Source organism: Curtobacterium sp. MMLR14_002 (assembly GCF_001864975.1).
Taxonomy (GTDB): Bacteria; Actinomycetota; Actinomycetes; order Actinomycetales; family Microbacteriaceae; genus Curtobacterium; species Curtobacterium flaccumfaciens.
Genome location: NZ_MJGT01000059.1, coordinates 20,768 through 35,133, shown reverse-complemented (window position 1 = coordinate 35,133; position 14,366 = coordinate 20,768). Strand labels below are relative to the sequence as shown.

Below are 14,366 nucleotides of genomic sequence, written 5' to 3'. Positions count from 1 at the left end.
GTGGGACCCGAAGCCATCGACTCGTGCGACCCGTCGTCACCGTCCCCGCGCGAGCAACCAGAGCAGGTACGGCGCCCCCACGACGCCCGTCACGACGCCCACCGGCAGCGCGGTGCCGGGGAAGGCGAACTGTGCCAGCAGGTCGCTGCCGAGTGTGATCGCGGCTCCGACGGCAGCGGCAGGCGCGAGCGCCACCCGTCCACCGCCGACCAGGCGTCGGGCGATCGGCGCAGACATCAGCGCCACGAACGAGACGGGCCCCGCGGTGGCGACGGCTGCGGCCGTCAGGCACACGGCGGTGAGGAGCAGGAGCACCTTCGCCCGGTCCGGCCGGAGTCCGAGTGCGGCGGCGACCTCGTCCCCGAGGCTCAGCACCTGCAGACGGGCGGACTGCAGCAGCGCGAGCACGCCGAGCACGACGAACGCGACGCCGAGCACCCCGACCAGGTCGCGGTCGACGGCGTTCAGGCTGCCCGAGAGCCAGAGCAGCGCGGTGCCGGCCTGGGTGACGGTGCCGCTCGTGAGCATCCAGCCGGTGATGCTCAGGCAGATGGCCGCGACGCCGATCCCGACGAGGATCACCCGGTTGCCGGTGATCCCCCGTCGCCAGGCAAGACCGGCGATGACGATCGAGACCACCACGGCGCCGACGAGCACGACCGAGAAGAGCGTGCCACCGCTGGCACCGAACAGCACGATGGCGGTGAGTCCGGCGGCGCTGGCCCCCGACGTGATCCCGATGACGTCGGGGCTCGCGATCGGGTTCCGCACGACGCTCTGCACGATCGCGCCCGCGACGCCGAGACTGGCGCCGACGAGGACGGCACCGAGCACCCGCGGCCCGCGGAGCTGCCCGATGACGAAGTCCGAGATCCGGTCCCCCTGGCCGAACAGGGCGGCGAGCACCTGGCCCGGGGTGAGCGGGATCGAACCGGCGCCGAGCCCGACCAGGACGAGCACCACGATGACCGCCACCACGGCGACGAGCACCGCGACCTCACGACGCAGGCCGGCCGAGCGACGCAGGCCGGCCGAGCGGCGCAGACCGCCGGACCGCGGGCGGCCGGAGCCGAACAACTGCCTCACAGTCCCCGCACCACCCTCGACCGCACGAGCGCGATGAACACCGGCGCCCCGATCAACGCCGTGACGATGCCGACCTGCAGCTCCCCCGGGTACGCCACGACTCGGCCGATGACGTCGGCGACGAGCAGCAGTGCGGGGGCGACGATCGCCGACAGCAGGATGGTCCAGCGGTGGTCGGGGCCACTCAGCCGGCGGACGGCGTGCGGCACGGCGAGACCGACGAAGGCGATCGGCCCGGCGGCGGCCACCGCGGACCCGGCCAGCAGCACCGCGACCAGACCGCCCACGGCGCGGACGAGCACGACCCGCTGCCCGAGCGACGCCGCGAGTTCGTCCCCGAGCGCGAGGGTGTTCAGCGACCGACCGAGACCGAACGCGATCACCAGCCCGACGAGCACCGGCACTGTGATGATCCCCGCCGTGCCGAGGTCCTTGCCGGCGAGGGCACCGACCTGCCAGAACCGCAGCTGGTCGAGCAGGCTCTGGTCGGTCACGAGCACCGCAGTGGTGACGGACGACAGCGCCGCGGCGACCACGGCTCCGGCGAGGGCGAGCCCGACGGGAGAGAGGCCGCGTCGGGCGACGGTCGCGATCCCGTACACGAGCACGGCGGCGAGGGCGGCCCCGACGAACGCGAACGGCAGGTAGGCGGCCGTGCCGCTCACGCCGAAGACCGCGATCCCGGCCACCACGGCCAGGGTCGCACCGGAGTTGATGCCGAGGACGCTCGGGTCGGCGAGCGGGTTCCGCGTCACGCCCTGCATGACCGCTCCGGCCACCCCGAGCGCGGTTCCGGCGAGCAGTCCGACGACGGTGCGGGGCACGCGGTTGCCGAGCACGATGAGCCCGACCTCGTCGCTCCGCCCGGGGTGCATCACCGTGTCGAGGACGGTGCCGAGCGGGATCGGCCGCGAGCCGTACGCGATCGACAGCGCACACGCCACGGCGAGGACGACGACCGCCAGCACGGTCGCACCGACGAGTCGGGGGACGGAGCTGGGAGCCGGGGGCGTGGACATCGACGGAGGCATGGAAGTAAGGCCACCCTAACGCCGGAGCCCCACTCGGCGTCCCCCGAGCAAGCCCGGAGCGTGCGCAGGGTTCGTTCATAGGCTCGTCATGGGGAAGCGCCCTGTACTGGTCTCCATCGACGCCCGACCGGGCCGTCGAGGGACGACCGGAGAGCACCGATGAACGAGACCCCGAACCCCGCAGCCGCCGACCACGACGAGGACGGCACCCCCGCCGCGCAGCAGCAGGCTCCCGGGATGCACTGGGAGGCGCCGCACGCAGACCCGGCCTCCCTGCGCCCGGCGTACGCGTTCGACGGCTCGGGTCCCTACCTCTACGGTCCGGACGGCTCCGGCCCCTACGCCTACACGCCGGACGGCCGCGGCCCGTACCTGATCGGCAGCCCCGCCCTCGCCGGCGCGAACCACGCCTGGGCGTACTCGGCGGCGACCGCGAACCACCCCGGTACGACGAAGCGCCCGCGTCGCCTGGGACTGATGATCGGCTCCGGCATCGCTGCACTCGCCATCGTCGGTGCGGCCGGCGGCACCACCCTCGGCCTCTCCTCGCAGGGGACGACCACGACGTCGAGCCAGTCGCAGGGCACCACCACGCTGCCCGGCACCGGATCCGGCACCGACGGGACCGGCGGCACCGGCAGCAGCGACGGCACGAACGGCTTCACCGTGCCCGGCGACGGCAGCGGCAGCGGCACCAGCGGCGACGGCAGCACCGGCACCGGCACGACACAGTCCCCCGCCACCGCGGCGACGGCCGCCGACAAGAAGGGCGTCGTGACCATCAACACCGTCCTGAACTACGACGAGTCGTCACAGGCGGCCGGCACCGGCATGGTCCTGACCTCCGACGGCACGATCCTGACGAACAACCACGTGATCCAGGGCGCGACGAGCATCACCGTCACCGACGAGACCACCGGCAAGGAGTACAAGGCCGACGTGGTCGGGGCCGACGCCACGAACGACGTCGCCGTGCTGAAGCTCGAGAACGCCTCGGGGCTGTCCACGGTCACGCTCGACGACGACGGCGAGCCGAGCACCGGTGACACCGTCAAGGACGTCGGCAACGCGGAGGGCACCGGCAACCTCGTCGCCGCCGAGGGCACCGTCACCGCGACCGACCAGGACATCCAGGTGCAGAGCGAGTCCGGCACCGGCACCGAGTCCCTGACCGGCCTGATCGAGATCTCGGCGGACATCGTCTCCGGCGACTCCGGCGGACCGGTGCTCGACAGCGAGGGCGAGGTCGTCGGCATGGCCACGGCAGCGTCCTCCGGCACGGCCGACGTCACCGGCTACGCCATCCCGATCACCACCGCGAAGACGATCGCCGAGAAGATCCTCGCCGGGGAGTCCTCGAGCACGATCACCATCGGGCTGCCCGCGTTCCTCGGGGTCGAGGTCAGCAACACCTCCGGCACCACGGGCGGCGTCGCCGTCGCCGGCACGGTCGAGGGCTCCGGCGCCGCGAGCGCCGGCCTGACCGCCGGGGACACGATCACGAGCATCGACGGCACCGCGGTCACGAGCTCGGATCAGCTGACCAAGGTCGTCCAGTCGCACTCGGTCGGCGACAAGGTGAGCGTCCGGTACACCGACAGCACCGGTGCCGCGAAGACGGTCACGATCACCCTGACCGCCGGCCCCGCCGCGTAGCGGGAGAACCCGGGCGCGCTCAGCCCAGCAGCGCCCGCACCACCGACCGGTAGACATTGGCCGGGGAGTCCGTCCGGAAGGCGGTCTCCCCGGCCTTCGTCGCGCCCACGCGCGCGAACCCGTGCCCCTCGGCCCGCACGATCGTGATCGGCTTCGGCTTGCCGGGTCGACGCAGGTACGAGACGGTCCACGGCGCGGCCCAGAACCGCGCGAGGCGCGGGTCCGCCTCGACGAGGGCCTCCGGCAGGTCCGGTGCGTCCGGACCGCCGGCCAGCCTGCGGCCGAGCAGGTGCCCTGGGAGCGACCCCGTGCGGAACGGGAAGGTCCACGTCGGACCGATGCCGAGCCTCCCGGCCAGCAGCGCGACGGCCCGGTCCGGCGTGACGGACGCGACCACGGCGCCCGCCGCGTCGGTCCCGTCGACGACGGTCTGCGACCAGGCCTGGAGGCGCGACTCGCCCCCGTCGGGCAGGTGCTGTTCCAGCGTGACCGGCTGGGCATCGCCCTGCCAGGGTTCGAGGAGGGTCTGGGTCGACTCCGGCAGCGTGCCGAGTCGGCCGACGAGGCCCGCCTCGATGAGTTCGCGGCCCGCCGCGGTGCGGAGGAGCGTGGGGTTCCACCGGCGTCCGGCGAGGCTCCGAAGGGTGCCGATCGCGTCCGTGCTGAGGCGGGGGCCGTCGAGCGGTACCGACGGAGCGGGGGCCGGCAGGGGTTCGAGGTCGCGCTCGGGGCGGACCGGGACCGTCTCGGTGGCGCGGACGCTCTCGAGGACGGCGAGCACGAGGTCGTCGGTCTCGAGCAGCCGGGCGAGCGGGCGTTCGATCGTCAGGTCGACGCGGTGCCGACCGGTGACGAAGAGCAGGTGGGTGCCGGCGACGTCGCCGTGCTCGTCGGGCCGGACGTACTCGACCAGCCGGGCCGGGGCGCCGGCGGTGGTCCACGGGTCGCAGCCGACGAGCAGCAGGCCCTCGACGGAGCCGGGCAGCCGTTCGAGCAGCCCGGTGTTCTCGTCGCCGATCGCGCGGTCGCTGGGGCGGGATCGGACGGTGAGGACGACGTCGTCGCCGGTGACGCGCAGGTCCGCCTGGGCTGAGTCCTCGCGGCGCCAGGAGTCCGGGCGGCGGAGGGTGAGGCGGGCGGTGCGGTCCTCGGTGCCGAGCGGGACGAGGACTGCCATGGGATGAGCGTATGTCGGGAGCGAGGCGCGGGGGCCTGCGGCTCGCCGGGGTGGGCTCGCACCGTGCGAGGTGCAGGGCGAGTGGTGCGAGGTTCCGTGCTCCGTGCGCCCCACGAGCGGTCGCACGGAGGACGGAACCTCGCACCAGACGAGCCGAGCGCGTCAGCGCCGCGCAGGCCGCACGGGCGGGGGCGGCGGGACGGGCTTCGCGGCGATGACGTCGGCGAGCTGGACCTCGACCGGGCCGCGGCGGGTGGCGATCGTCACGGCGTCGGGCGTCCGGGCGACCAGGTCGCCGAGCGCGTCCTGCGCACCCTCCCCGTGGTGCGCCCGGACCACCAGGCGGTCCCCGATCGCGGCGTCGTGCAGCACCCCGAGGGCACGGGCCCGGGCGATCGCCGCCTGTTCGTCCGCATGCACCACCCCAGGGTACGGGCCGCCTAGAGTATCGGCATGGAGAAGGCCCGGGTCGACAGCTGGATCTGGGCCGTCCGGATCACCAAGACCCGGTCGGCCGCCACCGCCGCGTGCAAGGCCGGTCACGTCCGGGTGAACGGGGAGCGCGCGAAGCCGGCCCAGCCGATCGGCCCCGGTGACGAGGTGCGGGTGCGCCAGAACGGCTTCGACCGGATCGTCATGGTCACCGGCATCATCCTGAAGCGGACGAGCGCCCCCGAGGCGGCGAAGCACTTCGAGGACAAGACCCCGCCGCGGCTGTCGAAGGAAGAGGCCGGCTTCGTCCCGATGCGTGATCGCGGCGCCGGACGGCCGAGCAAGCGGGAGCGCCGCGACCTCGAGAAGCTCCGCGGCTACTGACGCTTCGGCTTGCCGTACGGGTCGATGACGACCTCGAACTCCTCGTCGGCGGCCCACTCGACCGCGATCGGCTGGCCGGTCCAGCGCGCTTCGAGGTGCCCGTCGTCGTCCTCGTCGGACCCGCAGAGCGCTGAGCCGCTCGGCACCCGCTCGACGGCGACCCGACCGTCGATCCCGACGGCGTACAACTCCACCACCCGACCGCGGATGGTCTGCGTCCGCACCGTGTCGTGTCGGACCTCCTCGAACCGACGCGCGCCGTCGGCGGGCACAACGCCGTACTCGACGACGTCACCGATCTCGACGGCCGGCCCGCAGCACTGGTGCTCCCAGCCGCCGATCTCGACCACGACGTGCGACGCGGACATCAGACGAAGCGGACGGTCTGCTGCAGGCGGTCGCGAATCTCGAACACGTCGACGGAACCGGCCGGCGACCAGACGCCGTTCAGCACCTGGGCGAGCGCACTCCGGCGGACGACGAGCGCGGTGGGCTTCTTCGGGGAGCCGACGAGCTGCACGTCCTCGGTGACGGCGGCGTCCGGCACGACGAGCAGCCGCCCGGAGAACCGCACCCGGGTCTGCTTCTGCACGGCACGGGCGGCACGGACGAGTTCCTTGACGGGTCGCTCCCCCGGCGCGAGCGTCTCGCCGACGATCTCGCCGTGCTCGACGCGGACCGGAGCGCCCCAGTCGATGGACTCGACGGCCCAGAGTCCGCTCGGGGTGAGGACGGCGTGGTCGAGCTTGCCCTCGGCTCCGGCGTCGAGGTCGTGCCACACCGTGACGCCGATCCCCATGTCGGAGACGATCAGCGCGGTCGCTTCTTCGGCCAGGGCCTCGGCGAGCAGGCGCCGGATGTGCCGGGGCGCGGAGCGGATGAGCGTGGGGTCGTACGGGTCCTCGATGGGGTCGCCGAGGCCGACCCACTCGCGTTCGGCCTGCAGGAAGACCTCGCGCGACCGACCGCCGGGGTGTCCGTGGGACCGGGCCCGGGGGCGGGTGTCGCGACGCGCTGCCGGGGGTGCGTAGGCGTCGCGACCGGTGTCACCCCTGCCTGCGGTCGCCCCGGACGCGCCGTACGCGCGGGACCCGACGTCGTACGCGCGCCGGGCTGCCGGCGTGCCGATGCGCTCCCATGCGAGCTGGACCTGGCGGAAGCGCTGGGCGTCGCCGCCGAGGTCGGGGTGCGTCTCGCGGGCGGCCCGCCGGTAGGCACGGCGGAGCGCTTCGTCGTCAGCCGTCGCGGGGACGCCGAGGACTTCGTAGGGGGTGGCGTCGGCCGGGCTGTCCGTCATGGCCCTGCGACATTACCGGAGGCAGTGTCGGAGTCCGCCGCATGGTTGCTGGGTGCGGTCTGGAGGAGCGGTGCGGCCAGGCAGCCTCGGCACACGGTCCGCAGGTGGTCGCGTCAGACCACCGTGGTCGCGACGGGCGCACCGAGGAACGCCGCGTACCGCGCGGCCGCCGCCTCGAGCGCGCGGACCGATGCCGCGTCGAGGGCACCGAAGGGTGTGACGGTGACGAGGTGCCCGGCCCGGCGCTCGGTGCGCTTCCAGGTGCCGACGACGCGACCGCGGACGACTGCCATCGGCAGGAACATGCCGTTGGCCCCGGGGACGACCCGGTCGGCGTGCGCGGGGTCGAGCTGCGCGGACCGGTCGGCGTACCCGAGCAGGTACTCGTCGAAGCCGGGGAGCAGGTGCCCGGTGGGGACGCGCGCGGCTGCCGGCCGGTCGGCGAGGTCGAGGACCCCGTCGCCGAGGTCCTCCACCGCGTTCCCCGCCGCGGCCCGCGCTCGGCGGAGGTCACCGAGCGGCAGCTTCGTCCAGCTCGCGGCGTCGGCCTCGGTCGCGGGGCCACGGCCACGCAGGTACCCGAGCAGGACCCGGCGGAGGGCTTCGTCGCGGTCCGGCGGGTCAGCGGTGGCGGGTGCCCACTCGTCGAGCAGGACGAGCCCCTGCCCGACGCGGGCGGTGGGCCCCCAGGCGACGAGGCATTCCTGCGCGAGCTGCAGGACCAGGTGGTAGCCGCGACCTCCGGACGGGTCGATGCCGGCAGCGCGGTACGCCGCGAACAGGTCGTCCCGGACCAGCGCGCGACCACCGCCCAGGGCCGCGATCGTCGCGTCCCGGGCCCGGCCGAGCAGGGCGTCGTCGATGCCGAGCTCGGCGGCGCGCCGGGCGATCGTGCGGAGCGTCCGTTCGGCGGTGAGCGAGAGCAGCAGTCGCAGGTCGTCGGGGCGCAAGGCGTGCAGGGTGCCGCGCATCGGCCACGAGCGGACGAGTTCCCCGCGGTCGAAGGCCTCGCGGACGTCGTCCCGCGACGATCCGGGAGCGCGGACCCCAATGGCCCAGAGCACCTGGCCGAGGTCCTGCCCCTGCACCGCCAGCATCCGCTCGACGACCTCGGTGGGGCGCAGCCCGGGCACCGCGATGCCCTGCGACGCGAAGCGCGCCGTGCGGAGCCGCGCGGGGCTGGTGGTCACGCGACGGCGGCGGTGACGGCGTCGGCGTGCTGCTCCAGGTAGGCGACGTCGGCGCGGTACAGGTCGGCGTGGCCGTGCTGCAGGTCGCTGACGAACTTCGGGTTGCCGGCGGCGGCCTCGTGCTCGATCGTCGTGACGAGGGCGACGAGGGACGCGATCATCGTCTCGGCCAGGACGCTGCGGGAGCGGTCGTCGAGGGCGTAGGCGCGGCAGAACTCGGCGGCCCGTGCGAGCCGCTCGTCGAGGTCGGGGGCCGTCGATCCCTCGACGGCACCGGTGGTGAACGGTGCGAACCGGTAGACGGCACTCGCGACGTCCCAGACGCGTGGCCCGGGGTGGGCGGTGTCGAAGTCGATCAGGCCGACGGCGGCGATGCCGTCGTACACGCAGTTGTAGGGGGCGAAGTCGCCGTGCACGATCGTCTCGACGGGGGCACGGTCGGCCTGGGACCAGAGGTCGTCGGTGGCGCTGCGCGGGAAGCTGGCGGCGGCGTCGTGGAACTGGCGGAGCAGTCGGGCGCTGGTGACGAGGGCGGCCTCGCTGGCGATGTCCTCGGTCCAGGGGTACTCGCCCGCGACACCGGGCACGAACGAGACCGTCTCGAGGGTGTCACCGAGGGCGATCGGTTCGGGGGCTGCGACGAACCCCTGCTCGTGCAGGTGGGCGAGCAGCCGGTGCACCGTGGGGGTCCACGGCCCGGCGGGGCGGTGGACTCGGTCGTCGGCCCTGGTGATGCGCTCCAAGGGGAACCTCCTGCGTGTTGCGTCTCCGTTGACGTCAGGGCCAGCGTACCGGCAGCGACCGACGGCCGCTCGGTCACCATCCGGAACACGGCGGTCCAGGCGGCTACAGCTGGTCGCGCAACCAGGACGGCCCGTGGACGACCGCGCCGAGGGCCTCGACGCGGTCGCGGAGCTCGCGGTCGGCCGTCACGACGACGACCGGCCCGTCGCCGGCCTGCACCGCGGCCTGCGCGGACTCGACGATGGCGTCGTCGCCGGAAGCCGGAGCACGGACGACGCCGACAGCGCCGGTGGCGGCGCCGCGGTCAGCGCCGACAGCGCGGTCCGCACCGCCGTCTCCACCAGCACCGCCCACGTCCGCAGCGGCCCGGGCCTCCCCCTCGAGCACCACGGTCCACCGCGGCCACCACCGCGCGAACGGCAGGTCCAGCAACGACGCGGACACCCCGCCCGCGGCGAGCGCCGACACCTGTGCGAGCAGGCGCGATGCGGCGCCGGCTCGGTCCTTCCACCAGCCGTCGGGCACGCTGCCCACGACGTTCGCCGCGTCGACGACGACGTGCGGGGTGGTCGCGATCGTGGCGCGGAGCGCCGGCCACGACCTGCCGAAGCCGGGGTGCAGGGGCAGGTCGTCGACCTGGTCGATCGGGATCCACGACAGGGCGAGGCTCTCGCGGTCGGCGATGACGGGTTCGAAGGGTCGGGAGGCGCGTGCCACGACGGTCGTGTAGGTCCAGAAGCCCAGGTCGAGCAGCGCCGTGTGGCGCAGGGCGATCGCGTCGTCGGGCACGCCGGCTTCCTCGGCGGACTCGCGGAGGGCGGCGGTCACGGCTGCTTCGCCCTGGTGCCGTGCGCCGCCGGGGATGCCCCAGGTGCCGCCGTGGTGGCTCCACTCGACGCGGTGCTGCAGGAGCACGCGGCCGGCGCCGTCGTCGACGAGCAGGCCGGCGGCGCCGAAGCGTCCCCACGCCTTGGTGCCGTCGGGGCCGACCGCCCACGCGTCGCCGGGGTCGCGGGGGCCGGGTGGGGGCCCGGGGGGCGTTGCATCTGGCACGGTCCAACCCTGGCACACGGTGCCCGGAGCGGGCCTCGAAGTGGTCACCGGGCGTCGTGTACGGTGTCGCTCGAGACACGGGGTGCCGCATCCAGCGGCTGAGATCACACCCGTCGAACCTGCTCGAGCTCGTACTCGCGAAGGGATCGTCCATGGAAACCGCTGCGCCCTCCCCTGCCTGGGCCCACCGAACCGCCGAACTGCTCGAGGCCGTGCGTGCCCGGGCGCCGCTGGTGCAGTGCATCACGAACACCGTCGTGCAGAACGTCACGGCGAACGCGCTGCTCGCACTCGGGGCCTCGCCCGCGATGGTCGACGTGCCGACCGAGGCGGGGCCGTTCGCCCGCGTCGCCGATGCCCTGCTGGTGAACACCGGTACCCCGCACGCCGAACCGCGGGTCGCCGCGCTCGAGGCCGTGCACGCCGCCCGTGCCGCGGGGACCCCGTGGGTCCTCGACCCGGTGGCGGTCGGCTCGCTGCCGGTGCGCACCGCCCTGGCGCGCGATCTGGTCGCGCTGCACCCGACGGTGCTGCGGGGCAACGCGTCCGAGGTGCTCGCCCTGCTCGGCGACTCGGCCGGTGGCCGCGGGGTCGACAGCACGGTGGGCACGGAGGACGCCCGGGTCGCGTCCGTCGCTGCTTCGGACGGGAGGCTCGTGGCCGCGGCGGCCGTGTCGGGTGCGGTCGACCTGCTGGTCGCGCCCGGCATCGGTGTGGTCCGGGTGGCGAACGGGACCGACCTGCTCACGCGGATCACCGGTGGCGGGTGTGCGCTCGGCGCGGTCGTCGCCGCGTTCACGTCGGTCGCGCCGGAGGACGCGGGTGCCGCTGCCGTCGCCGCCACCGCCGTGCACACGATCGCCGCGGAGCTCGCGGCGCGGGACGCTGGCGGACCGGGGACCTTCCAGCCGCTGTTCCTCGACCGGTTGGCGTCGCTGACCCCGGAGGACGTCGTCCGCGAGGCCCGCATCACGGTCGAGACCGCTCCCGTCGATGCCCGGGCGGTGTCGGCATGAGCGCCCTGCAGCCGGCCGGGTTCGGCGTCTACCTGGTGACCGACGGTGCCCTGGCCGACCGGCACGGCATCGGGGTGCTCGGGGTCGTCCGTGCCGCCGTGCACGCCGGGGTCCGGATCGTGCAGGTGCGGGACAAGGACGCCTCGGCGCGTGACCTGCTCGCCCTGACCGCCGCGGTCGCCGACGCCGTCGGGGACCGTGCGACGGTGGTGGTCGACGACCGGCTCGACGTCGCCCTCGCCGCACGGCACGCGGGACACCGGGTCGCGGGCGTGCACCTCGGCCAGTCCGACGTCCCCGTCACCGCCGCCCGTGCCCTGCTCGGAGCGGACGCCCACGTGGGCCTCACCGCGAACACGCTCGCGCACCTGGCTGCCGTCGAGCGACTGCCCCGCGGCACCGTGGACCTGCTCGGCGTCGGGGTCGTGCACCCCACCGCGACGAAGGCCGACCACCCGCCGGCTCTGGGCCACGACGGGTTCGCCCGGCTTGCCGCCGCGACCGACGTGCCGTGCGTGGCGATCGGCGGGGTGACCCTCGACGACGTCGCGCCGCTCCGGGCTGCCGGTGCCGCGGGGGTCGCGATCGTCTCGGGCATCTGCGCCGCGGCCGACCCCGGATCCGCCGCGGCGGCGTACGTGGCCGCGTGGGGCCCTGGACCCGACCACGGGACGGAGGCGAGGCCGTCAGGTGCTGGCGATCCGTCCCTCCAGGCCGACGCCACGCACCACGGGGCGGACGCATGAGCGTCCCGCGGGTGCTGACCATCGCCGGGACCGACCCGACGGGCGGGGCCGGGATGCAGGCGGACCTCAAGGCGATCGCCGCGCACGACGGGTACGGGATGGGGGTCGTGACGGCGCTCGTCGCGCAGAACACGCACGGGGTGCGGTCGGTGCACGTGCCGGACGTCGGGTTCCTGCGGGAGCAGCTCGACGCGGTGTCGGACGACGTCGTGGTCGACGCGGTGAAGATCGGGATGCTCGGCACCGCCGACGTCGTGCGGGTCGTGACGGACTGGCTGCGGGAGCACCGGCCGCCGGTGGTCGTCGTCGACCCGGTGATGGTGGCGACGAGCGGGGACCGGCTGCTCGACGAGGACGCGGCAGCGGCCATGGGGGCGCTGTTCGCGCTCGCCGACCTGGTGACGCCGAACCGGGCCGAGCTCGTGGTGCTGGCGGAGCTGGCCGGGGTGTCGTCGTCGGCGTCGTCGTTGGATGCCGCGCGTGCCGTGGCGGGGCGGTGGGACGTCCTGGTGCTGGCGAAGGGCGGCCACGACGAGGGACCCACCTCGGACGACGTGCTCGTGGCACCGGACGGCACCGTGCGGGTGTTCACGGGTCCCCGGGTCGCGACGACGAACACGCACGGCACCGGGTGCTCGCTCTCCAGTGCGATCGCGACGCTCGCCGCGCGGCACGGCGACTGGGAGCTCGCGGTCGGGGTGGCGAAGGAGTGGCTGACGGCGGCGCTCCGCGGAGCCGATGCTCTGTCGGTCGGGAGCGGCAACGGCCCGGTCGACCACGGGGCGCAGGCGCGGACAGCCCTGCCGGCGCTGTCGTACACGGACGTGTGGTGGGCGGATGCGGCATCGGTGCTGCAGGAGACGATCGACTGCGCGTTCCTGGTGGGACTCCGGGACGGGACCCTCGATCCGGAGGTGTTCGCGGGCTACCTGGCGCAGGACGTCCACTACCTGCGGGCGTACGAGCGGCACCTGGCGGCACTCGGGGTCGGTGCGCCCGGTGCTGGTTCGGGTGCTGGTTCGGGTGCTGGTGCTGGTGCTGGTGCTGGTGCTGGCGATGCTGCTGCGTTCTGGGCGGCTGCTGCGCAGGGGTGTGCCGACGAGGCCCGCGACCTGCACCACCGTCGGCTGGCCGGTTCGCACGCCGACGATCCCGTGCACCCCACGTGCGCCGGGTACCTCGCGCACCTGCAGCAGGCGGCGGACTCCGGCTCCCGTGCGGTGCTCGCCGCCGCGGTGCTGCCGTGCTTCCGTGTCTACGCCTGGGTCGGGTCGCAGCTCGGGGTCGCTCCGGACGGGCACGCTTTCGCGGACTGGATCACGGCGTACGGGGACCCGGGGTTCGCGGCGTCGAGTGCCGAGGCGACCCGGCTCGTCGAGGAGGCAGCCCGTGCGGCGACGCCCGACGAGCGAGGGCGGATGGCGCGGGCGTTCCGGCGTTCGGCGGAGTGGGAGCTCGCGTTCTTCCGGATGCCGACACAGGCCGACGACCGGGGCTAGCGGGCGACCGGGGGCAGCCGCACCAGTTCGACGGAGAGCTCGGCGCCGTTGACCGTGCCAAGCATCCACGTGTGGTCGGGCTGGCGACGGCGGTCGGTCGGCGAACCGGGGTTCAGCAGGCGCATCCCCGACGGTGCCACGGTGTCCCACGGGATGTGCGAGTGGCCGAAGACGAGCACGTCGGTGTCCGGGTACTCGGCGTCCATCCGCCGTTCCCGACCGGTCGACGCCCCGGTCTCGTGCACCAGGGCGAAGCGCAGGTCCTCGACACCGAACCGGGCGACGAGCGGCAGCCGGTCGTCGAACTCCGGACCGTCGTTGTTGCCCCGCACGCCCTCGAACCGGCTGGACCGCGCCTGCACGGCGTCGAGGGTGGCGAGGTCGACCCAGTCCCCCGCGTGCACCACGAGGTCGGCCGCGTCGACGTCGTGCCACAGTCCGGGCGGCAGGTCCTTCGCGCGCTTCGGCAGGTGTGTGTCGGACAGCAGGACGAACGACGTCGTCACGACTCGGTGGGTGCCGGCATCGGGAGCCCGGCCTCGTCCGAGGCGCCGAGGCGCTCCAGCAGCCCGGCGAGCAGTGCGATGTCGTCGTCCGACCAGTCGGCGAGCCGTTCGTCGAGCGCGTCCCGGTGCAGCTGCACCGACCGCTCGAGCGCTGCGCGGCCGGCGTCGGTCGCCTCGAGCGGCTTCGCGTTGCCGCTGCCGCCGTCGGTCGTCCGCACCAGTCCGGTCGCGAGGAGCCCGGACAGCTGCCGCGAGATCGTCGAACGGTTCAGGCGCAGGTAGCGGGCGATGTCGATGGCCATGCAGCCCGGGTGCTGGACGACGAAGTCGACGAGGGACTGGTCGACGACGCTCAACACCTGGTCGGAGCCGCGGGCACGGATGCTCGCCCGACGGGTGATGCGGGCGAGCTCCGTGTACGCCCGGCTGATGTCGCTGTTGCGGACCCTCGAACTCGGGTGGTCCATGGTGGCTCCAGCCTGTCTGTGCCGGCGCCTGCCGGCGGTCTTCTCGTCCGGTCACACTACCGGCGGGTCCGCGTGGAGTGGG

16 protein-coding genes and 1 riboswitch are annotated in these 14,366 nt (G+C 74.3%); of the genes, 5 read left to right on the top strand and 11 right to left on the bottom strand.

The genetic code is table 11. The features are described from left to right. Nucleotides 1-36: 36 nt before the first annotated feature. Together BIU91_RS10505 and BIU91_RS10500 are read right to left on the bottom strand one after the other, a co-directional pair. The gene (locus tag BIU91_RS10505; protein WP_253183732.1) at nucleotides 37-1,086 is read right to left on the bottom strand and encodes an iron chelate uptake ABC transporter family permease subunit; all 1,050 of its coding nucleotides are present in this window, start codon (nucleotides 1,084-1,086) and stop codon (nucleotides 37-39) included. After that, complete coding sequence (locus BIU91_RS10500) at nucleotides 1,083-2,105, bottom strand: iron chelate uptake ABC transporter family permease subunit (protein WP_071405404.1); 1,023 nt, start codon at nucleotides 2,103-2,105, stop codon at nucleotides 1,083-1,085. The genes BIU91_RS10505 and BIU91_RS10500 overlap by 4 nt, the downstream gene beginning before the upstream one ends. Before the next feature lie 171 nt (nucleotides 2,106-2,276). On the opposite strand from BIU91_RS10500, the gene BIU91_RS10495 reads away from it, so the two are divergent. Further along, nucleotides 2,277-3,773 (top strand): trypsin-like peptidase domain-containing protein, encoded by a 1,497-nt coding sequence (locus tag BIU91_RS10495; protein ID WP_253183731.1) that lies wholly within the window; start codon nucleotides 2,277-2,279, stop codon nucleotides 3,771-3,773. Nucleotides 3,774-3,792: 19 nt separating this feature from the next. Here the strand turns inward: BIU91_RS10495 and BIU91_RS10490 are convergent, their stop codons facing one another. Together BIU91_RS10490 and BIU91_RS10485 are read right to left on the bottom strand one after the other, a co-directional pair. Further along, nucleotides 3,793-4,950 carry a hypothetical protein gene (locus BIU91_RS10490; RefSeq protein WP_071405403.1) on the bottom strand — a complete coding sequence of 386 codons (1,158 nt, stop codon included), beginning with the start codon at nucleotides 4,948-4,950 and terminating at the stop codon, nucleotides 3,793-3,795. Nucleotides 4,951-5,112: 162 nt separating this feature from the next. Beyond that, nucleotides 5,113-5,370: a hypothetical protein gene (locus tag BIU91_RS10485; RefSeq protein ID WP_253183730.1), complete on the bottom strand. Its 258-nt coding sequence runs from the start codon at nucleotides 5,368-5,370 to the stop codon at nucleotides 5,113-5,115. A gap of 33 nt (nucleotides 5,371-5,403) precedes the next feature. Between BIU91_RS10485 and BIU91_RS10480 the strand changes: the two genes are divergently transcribed. Continuing rightward, on the top strand, nucleotides 5,404-5,766 hold the full coding sequence (locus BIU91_RS10480) for an RNA-binding S4 domain-containing protein (RefSeq protein ID WP_071405402.1): 363 nt from the start codon (nucleotides 5,404-5,406) through the stop codon (nucleotides 5,764-5,766). Here BIU91_RS10480 and BIU91_RS10475 read toward each other — a convergent pair. The 5 genes from BIU91_RS10475 to BIU91_RS10455 form a co-directional block, all read right to left on the bottom strand. Continuing rightward, the gene (locus BIU91_RS10475) at nucleotides 5,760-6,134 is read right to left on the bottom strand and encodes a hypothetical protein (RefSeq protein WP_071405401.1); all 375 of its coding nucleotides are present in this window, start codon (nucleotides 6,132-6,134) and stop codon (nucleotides 5,760-5,762) included. The two genes, BIU91_RS10480 and BIU91_RS10475, sit on opposite strands and share 7 nt — an antisense overlap. Next, on the bottom strand, nucleotides 6,134-7,063 hold the full coding sequence (locus BIU91_RS10470; RefSeq protein WP_071405400.1) for a DnaJ domain-containing protein: 930 nt from the start codon (nucleotides 7,061-7,063) through the stop codon (nucleotides 6,134-6,136). The genes BIU91_RS10475 and BIU91_RS10470 overlap by 1 nt, the downstream gene beginning before the upstream one ends. Nucleotides 7,064-7,176: 113 nt before the next feature. Next, nucleotides 7,177-8,253, bottom strand: coding sequence for a winged helix DNA-binding domain-containing protein (locus BIU91_RS10465; RefSeq protein WP_071405399.1), 1,077 nt, complete (start codon nucleotides 8,251-8,253; stop codon nucleotides 7,177-7,179). Further along, entirely contained in the window at nucleotides 8,250-8,996 is a 747-nt protein-coding gene (locus BIU91_RS10460) for a phosphotransferase (RefSeq protein ID WP_027465222.1), read from the bottom strand. Before BIU91_RS10460 ends, BIU91_RS10465 begins: the two co-directional genes overlap by 4 nt. Before the next feature lie 103 nt (nucleotides 8,997-9,099). Further along, nucleotides 9,100-10,050 carry an NUDIX domain-containing protein gene (locus BIU91_RS10455; RefSeq protein WP_071405398.1) on the bottom strand — a complete coding sequence of 317 codons (951 nt, stop codon included), beginning with the start codon at nucleotides 10,048-10,050 and terminating at the stop codon, nucleotides 9,100-9,102. A 68-nt stretch (nucleotides 10,051-10,118) separates the two neighbouring features. Then, nucleotides 10,119-10,214: riboswitch (TPP riboswitch) on the top strand. On the opposite strand from BIU91_RS10455, the gene thiM reads away from it, so the two are divergent. The 3 genes from thiM to thiD all read left to right on the top strand — a co-directional run bounded on the left by thiM (nucleotide 10,203) and on the right by thiD (nucleotide 13,311). Beyond that, nucleotides 10,203-11,066 (top strand): hydroxyethylthiazole kinase, encoded by an 864-nt coding sequence (thiM, locus tag BIU91_RS10450; protein WP_071405397.1) that lies wholly within the window; start codon nucleotides 10,203-10,205, stop codon nucleotides 11,064-11,066. Its footprint overlaps the riboswitch before it by 12 nt. Further along, entirely contained in the window at nucleotides 11,063-11,812 is a 750-nt protein-coding gene (thiE, locus tag BIU91_RS18530; RefSeq protein WP_139196489.1) for a thiamine phosphate synthase, read from the top strand. The genes thiM and thiE overlap by 4 nt, the downstream gene beginning before the upstream one ends. Continuing rightward, nucleotides 11,809-13,311 carry a bifunctional hydroxymethylpyrimidine kinase/phosphomethylpyrimidine kinase gene (thiD, locus tag BIU91_RS10440; protein WP_071405396.1) on the top strand — a complete coding sequence of 501 codons (1,503 nt, stop codon included), beginning with the start codon at nucleotides 11,809-11,811 and terminating at the stop codon, nucleotides 13,309-13,311. The genes thiE and thiD overlap by 4 nt, the downstream gene beginning before the upstream one ends. On the opposite strand, the gene BIU91_RS10435 is transcribed toward thiD, so the two are convergent. Together BIU91_RS10435 and BIU91_RS10430 are read right to left on the bottom strand one after the other, a co-directional pair. Continuing rightward, on the bottom strand, nucleotides 13,308-13,817 hold the full coding sequence (locus BIU91_RS10435; protein WP_071405395.1) for a metallophosphoesterase: 510 nt from the start codon (nucleotides 13,815-13,817) through the stop codon (nucleotides 13,308-13,310). The two genes, thiD and BIU91_RS10435, sit on opposite strands and share 4 nt — an antisense overlap. Further along, complete coding sequence (locus BIU91_RS10430; RefSeq protein WP_051596672.1) at nucleotides 13,814-14,284, bottom strand: MarR family transcriptional regulator; 471 nt, start codon at nucleotides 14,282-14,284, stop codon at nucleotides 13,814-13,816. Before BIU91_RS10430 ends, BIU91_RS10435 begins: the two co-directional genes overlap by 4 nt. Nucleotides 14,285-14,366 lie beyond the last annotated feature (82 nt).

What these genes read in the sequence shown, in the direction of transcription:
- BIU91_RS10500 (WP_071405404.1), bottom strand. Translation starts at nt 2,105, where the DNA reads ATGTCCACGCCCCCGGCTCCCAGCTCCGTCCCCCGACTCGTCGGTGCG.
- BIU91_RS10495 (WP_253183731.1), top strand. Translation starts at nt 2,277, where the DNA reads ATGAACGAGACCCCGAACCCCGCAGCCGCCGACCACGACGAGGACGGC.
- BIU91_RS10490 (WP_071405403.1), bottom strand. Translation starts at nt 4,950, where the DNA reads ATGGCAGTCCTCGTCCCGCTCGGCACCGAGGACCGCACCGCCCGCCTC.
- BIU91_RS10480 (WP_071405402.1), top strand. Translation starts at nt 5,404, where the DNA reads ATGGAGAAGGCCCGGGTCGACAGCTGGATCTGGGCCGTCCGGATCACC.
- BIU91_RS10475 (WP_071405401.1), bottom strand. Translation starts at nt 6,134, where the DNA reads ATGTCCGCGTCGCACGTCGTGGTCGAGATCGGCGGCTGGGAGCACCAG.
- BIU91_RS10470 (WP_071405400.1), bottom strand. Translation starts at nt 7,063, where the DNA reads ATGACGGACAGCCCGGCCGACGCCACCCCCTACGAAGTCCTCGGCGTC.
- thiM (WP_071405397.1), top strand. Translation starts at nt 10,203, where the DNA reads ATGGAAACCGCTGCGCCCTCCCCTGCCTGGGCCCACCGAACCGCCGAA.
- thiE (WP_139196489.1), top strand. Translation starts at nt 11,063, where the DNA reads ATGAGCGCCCTGCAGCCGGCCGGGTTCGGCGTCTACCTGGTGACCGAC.
- thiD (WP_071405396.1), top strand. Translation starts at nt 11,809, where the DNA reads ATGAGCGTCCCGCGGGTGCTGACCATCGCCGGGACCGACCCGACGGGC.
- BIU91_RS10430 (WP_051596672.1), bottom strand. Translation starts at nt 14,284, where the DNA reads ATGGACCACCCGAGTTCGAGGGTCCGCAACAGCGACATCAGCCGGGCG.